This is a genomic window from uncultured Blautia sp. (genome assembly GCF_902497045.1).
In the GTDB taxonomy this organism is placed as follows: Bacteria; Bacillota; Clostridia; order Lachnospirales; family Lachnospiraceae; genus Blautia_A.
Window position 1 is genome coordinate 1 of sequence record NZ_CABVDF010000098.1, and the last position, 9,623, is coordinate 9,623.

General features: G+C 42.7%; 10 protein-coding genes and 1 pseudogene. 8 read left to right on the plus strand and 3 right to left on the minus strand.

All coding sequences use genetic code 11. The features are described from left to right. Positions 1-60 precede the first annotated feature (60 nt). From RDS42_RS08530 to RDS42_RS08545, 4 genes are all read left to right on the plus strand, one after another. Complete coding sequence (locus RDS42_RS08530; RefSeq protein ID WP_308783283.1) at positions 61-462, plus strand: DUF4430 domain-containing protein; 402 nt, start codon at positions 61-63, stop codon at positions 460-462. After that, entirely contained in the window at positions 462-965 is a 504-nt protein-coding gene (locus tag RDS42_RS08535; RefSeq protein WP_308783284.1) for a hypothetical protein, read from the plus strand. The genes RDS42_RS08530 and RDS42_RS08535 overlap by 1 nt, the downstream gene beginning before the upstream one ends. Before the next feature lie 312 nt (positions 966-1,277). Continuing rightward, positions 1,278-2,621 (plus strand): hemolysin family protein, encoded by a 1,344-nt coding sequence (locus tag RDS42_RS08540; protein WP_308783285.1) that lies wholly within the window; start codon positions 1,278-1,280, stop codon positions 2,619-2,621. A 28-nt stretch (positions 2,622-2,649) separates the two neighbouring features. Continuing rightward, a complete protein-coding gene (locus tag RDS42_RS08545; RefSeq protein WP_308783286.1) occupies positions 2,650-3,165 on the plus strand; it encodes a GNAT family N-acetyltransferase in 516 nt (171 codons plus the stop codon). Here the strand turns inward: RDS42_RS08545 and RDS42_RS08550 are convergent. Both RDS42_RS08550 and RDS42_RS08555 read right to left on the minus strand, forming a co-directional pair. After that, on the minus strand, positions 3,162-3,782 hold the full coding sequence (locus tag RDS42_RS08550; RefSeq protein ID WP_308783287.1) for a response regulator transcription factor: 621 nt from the start codon (positions 3,780-3,782) through the stop codon (positions 3,162-3,164). The two genes, RDS42_RS08545 and RDS42_RS08550, sit on opposite strands and share 4 nt — an antisense overlap. Positions 3,783-3,785: 3 nt before the next feature. Next, positions 3,786-4,895 (minus strand): histidine kinase, encoded by a 1,110-nt coding sequence (locus RDS42_RS08555; protein WP_308783288.1) that lies wholly within the window; start codon positions 4,893-4,895, stop codon positions 3,786-3,788. Between the two features lie 263 nt (positions 4,896-5,158). Between RDS42_RS08555 and RDS42_RS08560 the strand changes: the two genes are divergently transcribed. The 4 genes and pseudogenes from RDS42_RS08560 to trxA all read left to right on the plus strand — a co-directional run. Beyond that, positions 5,159-6,088 (plus strand): ATP-binding cassette domain-containing protein, encoded by a 930-nt coding sequence (locus RDS42_RS08560; protein WP_369124213.1) that lies wholly within the window; start codon positions 5,159-5,161, stop codon positions 6,086-6,088. Positions 6,089-6,097: 9 nt separating this feature from the next. Beyond that, the gene (locus tag RDS42_RS08565; RefSeq protein WP_308783290.1) at positions 6,098-7,216 is read left to right on the plus strand and encodes an ABC transporter permease; all 1,119 of its coding nucleotides are present in this window, start codon (positions 6,098-6,100) and stop codon (positions 7,214-7,216) included. Further along, positions 7,203-8,348, plus strand: a complete 1,146-nt coding sequence (locus RDS42_RS08570; RefSeq protein ID WP_308783291.1) for an ABC transporter permease — start codon at positions 7,203-7,205, stop codon at positions 8,346-8,348. Before RDS42_RS08565 ends, RDS42_RS08570 begins: the two co-directional genes overlap by 14 nt. Positions 8,349-8,522: 174 nt before the next feature. Then, positions 8,523-8,846: pseudogene (gene trxA, locus RDS42_RS08575) on the plus strand (thioredoxin); the annotation flags it as partial. Positions 8,847-8,933: 87 nt separating this feature from the next. On the opposite strand, the gene RDS42_RS08580 reads toward trxA, so the two are convergent. Further along, complete coding sequence (locus RDS42_RS08580) at positions 8,934-9,590, minus strand: Crp/Fnr family transcriptional regulator (RefSeq protein WP_308783292.1); 657 nt, start codon at positions 9,588-9,590, stop codon at positions 8,934-8,936. Positions 9,591-9,623: the final 33 nt, after the last annotated feature.

Below are 9,623 nucleotides of genomic sequence, written 5' to 3' on the forward strand. Positions count from 1 at the left end.
CATTACTAAAAGAAAGGAAAAGGTGATGTTTTAGCTTCTATAAACATCATACAAGAAAAAATGAAAAACAAAAAACAAAAATCAACTCTGATTGCGGTGATCGCTCTTGTTGTGGTCATAGCAGCAGCTGGATTGTGCTACTTGAAATTTAAACCCGGTACAACAGAAGGAAGCAAGGAAATCACCGTAAAGGTATCAGCTCTTGATCAGGGCGAAGAGACATTTACCTATCAGACAGATGCAGAGTATCTTGGGGAAGTCCTGACAGATAATAAACTGATCGAAGGTGAAGACGGGCAATATGGTATGTTTATCACTACAGTTAATCATGTGAAAGCAGATGATTCAAAACAGCAGTGGTGGTGTATCACCAAAGGCGGGGAACAGGTAAACACCTCTGCAGATCAGACACCGATCCAGGATGGAGATCAGTATGAACTTACCTTAACAGAGGGATATTGATGAAGACCTCTCTTAAGACAAAGGATCTGGCTGTCATGGGAGTCATGGCAGCGATTGTCTTTATCAGCCAGGTGGCGTTAAGCTTTCTTCCGAATATAGAGCTTGTGACACTTTTGTTTATTTTGTACACGCTTGTAATAGGCAGGAAAGTTTTTGGAGTTGTGTATGCCTTTGTCTTTCTGGAAGGCATTACCTATGGGTTTGGATTATGGTGGATCAATTATCTTTATGTATGGACAGTCCTTTGTTTTATAACCCTCGTATTCAGAAAGCAGACATCTTTTGTTTTCTGGAGTATCATATCCGGATTTTTTGGACTTGCTTTTGGGGCGCTGTGCAGTCTTCTGTATTTCTTTATCAGTGGTCCTTCCGGGGCTTTTGCTTACTGGATTGCAGGAATACCCAGCGATATCACACATTGTATCGGAAATGTATTCTTGTGCCTGATATTGTTTAAGCCGCTTCATTATATCTTGATGAAAATTAATGAATATAAAAGCTGAGATTTTCATTTCAGTATATGGAAAAGTGATATTTACTGATGGGCAGAATATTTTATAAAATCTTTATGAAATTTAACATCTGTAATATTGACTGTGAGTGCAGGAATGGCTATAATATGTGCCATTAGATAACTTACAGGAGGTTGGATTTTTATAATGGAAGATAGCGACAGTTGCGCTGACCCGAATCAAAAGAATAATCTGAATGAATGACATATATTTCAAGACATGGTCTGTGTATTTGTGTGCACAGGTCATGTCTTGTGTTGTATACAAACGATTATTAAAAATTTTTGAAAGAGGTTGGCAGATATGAATAGTTCTTTGATTTTTTTATTATTATTTCAGGTTGTACTGATTGCACTGAATGCTGTTTTTGCAAGTGCGGAAATAGCAGTATTGTCTATTAATGAAACGAAGCTGGAACGAATGGCGGAACAGGGGAATAATCGGGCAAAAAGACTGTTTCGGCTGACACGGGAGCCGGCAAGGTTCCTTGCCACCATTCAGGTTGCCATCACGCTTTCCGGTTTTCTGGGAAGTGCGTTTGCGGCGGATAATTTCTCTGAACCATTGGTAGACTGGATCCTTTCTCTGGGTGTGAAGATTCCGAGAGCAACCCTGGATGCCGGAGCAGTGATTGTGATCACTTTGGTACTTTCGTATTTTACACTGATTTTTGGAGAGCTTGTTCCGAAAAGAATCGCTATGAAAAAACCGGAACAGCTTGCCATGGGAATTTCCGGTCTGGTAAGCGGAATTTCCATTGTATTTAAGCCAATTGTTTCTTTTCTGTCTATATCCACAAATTTTGTTCTGCGCCTGTGCGGAATTGACCCCAATGAGGAAGAAGAACAGGTAAGTGAAGAAGAAATTCGAATGATGGTTGATGCGGGAAGTGAGAAAGGAACTATTGCTCATCAGGAAAAAGAGTTTATCCAGAATGTATTTGAATTTAATGATATTATGGTGGAAAGCATAGCTACTCACCGTACAGATGTTACAATCCTGTGGCTGGAGGATGATATGGATTCCTGGGCGGAAACTATTCATAACAGCCGCCATACTCGCTATCCGGTGTGTGACGGATCACCGGATAATGTGATCGGTGTCTTAAATGCCAAAGATTACTTCCGTATTGAAGATAAAAGCCGGGAAAATGTTCTTCAAAAGGCAGTATATCCTGCTTATTTTGTACTGGAAACCACAAAGGCAGACGTTCTGTTTAAAAATATGAAAACAGAGAAAAAATCCATGGCGATCATCATCGATGAATATGGAGGTATGACCGGAATTGTTACTTTATATGATCTGATAGAAGAACTGGTGGGAGATCTGGAGGATGAACCGACAGCAGACAAGAATGAAGATCCTTATATGGAAAAACTGAACGAAGATACCTGGAGAGTCATCGGAAATGTGGAACTAGAAGAATTTGAGGATGCCCTGGCTGTGGAAATTTCATCCTCGGAATTTGATACAGTGACAGGACTGGTATTTCAGAAACTGGGATGGATACCGGAGGATGGAAAACAGGATATTGATGTTCAGATTCAGAATCTTCAGATACATATCAGCAGTGTTAAGGATCATCAGATTGAAAGTGCAACCGTAAAGGTTTGTGAAAAACAGGAAAAGGATACAGAGAAAGCATAAAGGTTTTCAGAAAGGCAGATGATAACATATGAAAGATAAAAACATAGAAGAGCAGTTTGAATTCCGCAGTGTGCGGACAGAAGAAACAGAGGAGGCGGCAGCTCTGGAACAGAAATGTTTTCCGCCAAATGAGGCCTGTGCTCCTCAATTTATGAAAGAAAGGATTCAGGCTGCATCAGAGATTTTTCTGGTGGCGACAGACAGAAAAAACGGAAAAATCGCAGGATTTCTTAATGGGATCGCCACAGAAGAAAAGCATCTTAGAGATGAAGTTTTTACAGATGCTTCCCTTCATGATTCCAAAGGAAAAAATATTATGCTGACAGGTCTTGCCGTGCTTCCGGATTACCGGGGACAGGGCCTTGCAAGAGAGCTGGTGGAGCGTTATGCCCAAAGGGAAAGGCAGAAAGGCCGTAAGCGTCTGATTCTTACCTGCCTGGAAGAAAAGGTGGAAATGTACCGTAAATTTGGATTTCAGGATCTGGGACTTTCCGGCTCCGTGTGGGGCGGTGAAGAGTGGCATGAAATGGTCAGGGAGCTTTAACGGTTCCGGTAATAAAATACCGCCACCTGAGTCCGGTCCCGCAGATGCAGCTTATCCAGGACAGCGCTGAGATAATTTCGTACCGTTCCTTCACTGAGAAACAGACGGGCGGCAATTTCCTTGTTGCTGAGTCCGTCTGCAATCAGGCGGATGATTTCCTGTTCCCGTTCGCTGATATCATACGCCTGGTAGTTGAAGGAAGGACCGGACTGAATCAGTTCAGGGATCTTGGATACAATCTCATGACCGAAAACAGTCTGACCGGAATAAACAGCCCGGAGAGCAGGAAGGATGCTGCCATAATCCTGTTTCAGAAGGTATCCCTTGGCGCCCAGCTTCAGCGCGCGGATGATATACTCGTCATCGGAAAAAGTGGTAAGAAGGAGAATCCTGGCATCCGGAAATTCTTTCAGTATCTCGGCGGCTGCATCCAGGCCGCTTACTTCTTTCATTCGGATATCCATAAGAAGTACGTCCGGATGATATCTGCGGAATAATTCAACCGCTTCTTTTCCATCAGATCCAGTGGCCGGAACTGTGATATCGCCGCTGGATTCCAGAATGGTCTTTAATGCTCCTGATACAAAAATATCGTCGTCTACAATCAAAACATTCATTTTTTACTCCTGTTCTTTGGGAATGGTGATAAAAAGCCGGAACCCATTGCCTGTAGTGATCTGAAGAGTTCCCTTCAGTGATTCCACCCGATCCTTCATGTTGGAAAGCCCGATGCCGCGGGAGTGACTGTCAGAGGAAACGTGACCTTCCATTTTATCTGATGAACCGGAGGTTTTTCCATTGTCTTTGATACAGAGCTGATAAAGAGACGGATGCTCTCTCAGTGTAATATACGCTTCAGTGGCGCTGCTGTGTCTGGAGATATTGGAAAGACTTTCTTTTATAATGCTGATAAAACAGTATTTGATCTCTTTTGGAACCTCATATCCCATATCGTAATTCAGTGTTACCGGACAGAACTGAAATTCCGAAGTCAGTCCGATGACGGTCTCCTTTAGATTTATGGAATCATCATGAAGATCATGGACACTTGTCCGTATACTTGTCATGGCTTGATTTAAAGACAAATCCAGATTTTCCAGCACAGAGTTCAGAGCAGATTCTTTATTGACCGCCTTTGCCGCACCGGTAAGAAGGATGGAACGGGAAAGAAGATGGCCTACATTGTCATGGATTTCCCGGGCAATGCGGTTTCTCTCTTTCAGAGTGGCTGCATAAATTTCAGAATTCTGTTTTTCCACAAGCATCCGGTTTTTTTCTGAAAGAAGGAGATTTTTTTCTGTACTGTCATCCCGGAGCTTCATAAGCTTTTGTTCCAGTTTCTCAGAGATTTCAGTGCGGCGCTGCAGGCAAAAGGAAAGAACCGTAAGCAGCAAAATCCACAGAAAGAGAAGTATCCGGTTTTTATCTGCGGAGATAATATGGTAACAGCAGAGAATGCCTCCTGCAGAAACTGGGATATACAGATGATCCATAAAAAATATATAGAAAATCGCAGGAAAGAAAAGACAGAGCCGGGGAAGCAAAAGAGAAGAGCTGATCAGAATAAGACCGGCAATCAGATGCCTACGGGAATTTTCTGTTACATATCCTATGGAGCAAAAGCAAAGACAGAGAAGAAATGCCAGCACAAATTCATAGTCCGGCTTCCGATATAAAAGAGAAAAGAAGCTGAACAGTATTAAAAATCCCATATCCTGAATGCGGTTCATAATTGTTCCTCCTGGTGGCGGAGCTGTCCCCAAAACTGCTCCGGAGTAAATGCTGATGATGCTTTCAGTATAATATAAAACCACTTTTGTGGCAAAGAAAAAAGATTTTTTATGGAAGATTATGACATTTGTCATATGAGAAGATGACGGTGCTCACTATCGTAGAAGGAACAGGACTGTTATAATACCAGTAGGATCAGCCAATCACAGGCATGTGGGAAAAGGAGGAGATTATGGGCAGAACAGAGTGGGAAAAAGAAGGGATCGTACATATAGAAAATCTGGTAAAAAGATATGGATCTCTGGTGGCGCTGGATCATTTGAACCTGGATATCATGGAGGGGGAGATCTTCGGACTTCTGGGACCGAATGGTTCCGGAAAAACAACAGCCATCAGCTGTATGCTGGCGCTTTTAAAATATGACAAGGGAAGTATCCGGATCATGGGTGAGGAGATGTCTCCGGACAGCTACGAGGTAAAAAGCCAGATCGGCATTGTGCTTCAGAATGTGGCGGTTTTTGAGGAACTGACAGTATATGAAAACATTGATTATTTTTGTGGGCTATATGTGAAGGAGCGCAAAAGAAAAAAGCAGCTTGTAGAGGAGGCACTTGTATTTACCGGCCTTGAAGATTATCGTAAAATGCGTCCCAAAAAGCTTTCGGGTGGTCTTTTAAGAAGACTGAACATTGCCTGCGGCATTGCTCATAAACCGAAGCTTATTATACTGGACGAACCGACGGTAGCAGTGGATCCTCAGAGCAGGAACCGGATTCTGGAGGGGATCAGAGAACTGAATCGTCAGGGTTCTACAATTATATATACTTCTCATTACATGGAAGAAGTAGAGCAGCTTTGCAGCAGGATCGCCATAATGGATCATGGAAGATGCATTGCAGTGGGAACCAAGGAACAGCTTACAGGAATGATCAAAACAGGAGAAAAGGTGACCATTGAGGCAGTAGTACTGACTTCAGAACAGCTTGCACAGATCAGACAGATTCCTCATGTGTTTCAGGTGGATTATAAAGATGATATTCTTACGGTTCACTGCACAGAGGCGAAAAATAATCTGGTAAAAATACTGCATTATCTGGAGGAGCAGGGGACAGTTTTTGGAAGAGTATATTCTGAACTGCCTACACTTAATGATGTATTTCTTGAGATCACGGGAAAACAGCTTCGGGATTAGGAGGACATTATGAGAGATCTGATCAGATACAGTATTATCAGAAAAGTGAAAAATTTTAATATTTTATTCTGGCCCTGTCTTTTTCCGCTGATTCTGGGAACGTTATTTTATTTTGCCTTTGGAAATATGTCGGAAGCGGATTTTGAGACGATACAGGCGGCCTATGTGGAAGAAAAAGGAGATCCGGTTTTTTCTATGTTTCTGGAAGAACTGAACCAGGACGGCTCGGTGATACAAATTGAAAAAATGACGAAAGCGGAAGCTTCAGAAAAACTGACGGCCCGGGAGATACAGGGGATTTTTGTTGGAGGAAAAACCCCTTATTTACAGGTGGCAGGAAGCGGAATGGCTCAAAGTATCATGCAGAGTCTGCTGGAAAGCTATCTTAACGGAAAACACATTATGGAAACTGTGGCAAGGACACATCCGGAGAATCTGCAGCAGGCGGCAGAAGCTCTTTCAGATTATCAGGAACTGGTACAAAATGTTTCTCTTGGAGGAAGAACAACCAACGGCAATGCGGGCTTTTTCTATGCTCTGATTGGAATGGCCTGCCTGTATGGATGCTTTGTGGGGATGGGGTCTGCCTGCTGGCTTCAGGCAAATGTAACTTCTCTGGCTGCAAGACAATGTGCTTCCCCGGTGCACAGGCTTACCATGATTCTTACAGAAGTACTGACATCATTCGGACTGCATTTTCTAAATGTAGTGATTCTGATTTTTTATCTGAAATATGTGCTGCGGATGGAATTTCAGGGAAGTACGTCAGAAATGCTTCTGGTGTCTATGGCAGGGTGTATCGTAGGAGTGAGTATGGGTATTTTTGTATCCAGTGCATCACGGCTCAGTGAAAAAATGAAAGTTGGGATCATGCTGGCCATTTCCATGACTGCCAGTACTCTGGCCGGTCTGATGAATGCCGAGATTAAATACGTGGTGGATCAGAAGGCTCCCTGGATTAATAAACTGAATCCGGCGGCTTTGATATCAGATGCTTTTTACTGTATTAATGTCTATGAGGACCCGGTTCGCATGCGAAATAATATTCTTACGCTGACAGTTATGGCGGCAGTGCTGACAGCAGCTTCATTTTTTGTAGTCAGGAGGGAACGTTATGACAGTATTTAAAGGTTATATGAAGGTGATCCGTCAGAACAGGGGGCTGATACTTTTGTATGTGACAATCTTTTTTGCATGTACGATCCTGATGCAGTCCATGGCAGGAAAAACAGAAAAAAGCTATCAGGCAGAGTCGTTGAAAGTAGCTGTGGCAGACGGGGACGGAGGAATCCTGGCAAAAGCCCTGGAAACATATCTGGGAAACTTCCATGAGATCATTCCTATGGAAAATGATATCTCAGCTATGCAGGAAAAGCTTTTTTACCGTGAGGTGGAGTACATTGTACGGATTCCGGATAAATTTGTTGAAAAATGCATCCTTAATGGGGAAAAAATATCAGTTACCACTATTCCAGACACCTATTCTGGCATTTATGTGGATCAGCAGATTAACAGTTTTTTTAATAATGCGAAAGCCTGTCTGGCAGCCGGCCTGACAGAAGAGGAAACCGCCGGAGCGCTGACAGAGAAGATCCCGGTAAAGGTAGCTCTGATCGGAAAGACCGGAAGTACAGACAATCCGGGATATATGTATTATTTCCGGTATCTGCCATATCTGTTTCTGGCTCTGTTTGGATTTGTAGCAGGAAATATCCTGATTGTTTTCAGCAAAAAAGAAGTAAAAAACAGAATGCTTGCGTCTCCGGTATCTGCCAGGCGCCAGAGTCTGGAGGGACTTCTGAGTATGGCGCTTTTTGGAGTATGTGTAATGGTATTTACGCTTCTTGCAGCGGTAATCTATTATGGGGAAGACCTTTATGGAAATGAAAATTTTGGATATTATCTTTTGAATACACTGGCAGTATTTCTTGTGTCCATGTCCGTGGCCTATCTGGCAGGAACACTTGCTGCGAATAAGGACGCCCTTACAGGGATTGTGAACATTCTTTCTCTTGGAATGTGCTTTCTGTGCGGTGTATTTGTTCCATTGGAATATATTTCCAAAGGTGTAAAAACGGTCAGCCAGTTCCTTCCGGTATACTGGTATGAAAGGGCTAATGATATTCTGAGCAGCTTTACTGTGCTTACGGAAAATGCAAGGATACAGATTTTTCAGGCAGTGGGAATACAGCTGGTATTCTGTATTGCGCTGATAAGTCTGACGCTGGTGATCAGCAAATACAGAAGAGTGGGAAGATAAGGTGATTTTGTCACAGACGGACATATTTTTTTTGTGTATGATAAGACCATAAAATAAATCCCGAGGAAAAAGGGAAGTCTATCACTAAGAACAGACAGCTGTCGGAGGCGGCAAAAAGAGTTTCTTATAAAAATACACACAGCCCCGGAATAACAGAAGGATACAGGCAGGGGCAGACAGGAGGAAAATATGTCAGCTTTAAATATTACAAAAAATAATTTTCAGGAAGAGGTTATGAACAGTGATAAACCTGTGCTTCTGGATTTCTGGGCAGGCTGGTGCGGACCATGCAGGATGCTTTCTCCGGTAGTAGATGAGATTGCAGAGGAGAATGACGATATCAAGGTCTGCAAGATCAATGTGGACGAGCAGCAGGATCTGGCTTCTGAGTTTAAAATTATGACCATCCCTACCCTGATGGTTTTTAAAAACGGAGAAATGCATAGCCGTTCCATGGGAGTAAAACCAAAGGAAGAAATTCTGGAGATGCTCCAGTAAGGGAAACAGATTACAGAAAGAAAAAACAGGGAATTCCGTTAAACGACAGGTGTCGGAAAACGGGGTTCCCTGTTTTGTGTAAATACTTTATTCTGAAATTTCTTCCAGCTTTTTTTTGTCGGTAAGTTCGATAGTTCCTCTGGAAAGCTTCACAAGTCCCTCACCCTGGAAATAGCGGAGCATACGGGTTACAACCTCCCGGGCTGTTCCAAGGTGGTTGGCGATCTTTTCATGTGTGATTTTCAGAGAATCTGTATTGTCAAGAATGCTTTCTTCCACCAAAAATGCAGCAAGGCGTTTGTCAAAGCTTTTCCACATGATCTGTTCGATGAGCCACATGACCTCGGTAAAACGGCTTCCCATGATCTGGTTGGAAAAATTAGCCACTGCAGCAGATTCTTCCATAAGCTTTTTATAAATATGAGGAGGCAGGACAATAACCTCACTGTCTTTTTCTGCTTCTATGATAACTTCAAACTGAATGTTGCTCATAACGCAGGAGGCAGAAAAAATGCAGACATCTCGTTCAAAGAGACGATAGAGAGTGATTTCTCTTCCTTCATCAGAGATGATATAGGCCCGGAGCTGTCCGGAAAGGATCAGCAGAAGACCCAGACAGTCAACAGAGCCATTATGGAGAACTGTTCCACTGGGGACAGAACGAGATTGAGAAGACTGGGAAATTATCTTTTGCTGGGCAGGCGTAAGCTTATCCCAAATGGGAAAATGTGTGGATAAGTCCATGACAGATCACTCCTTTTTATATACTACATTTTA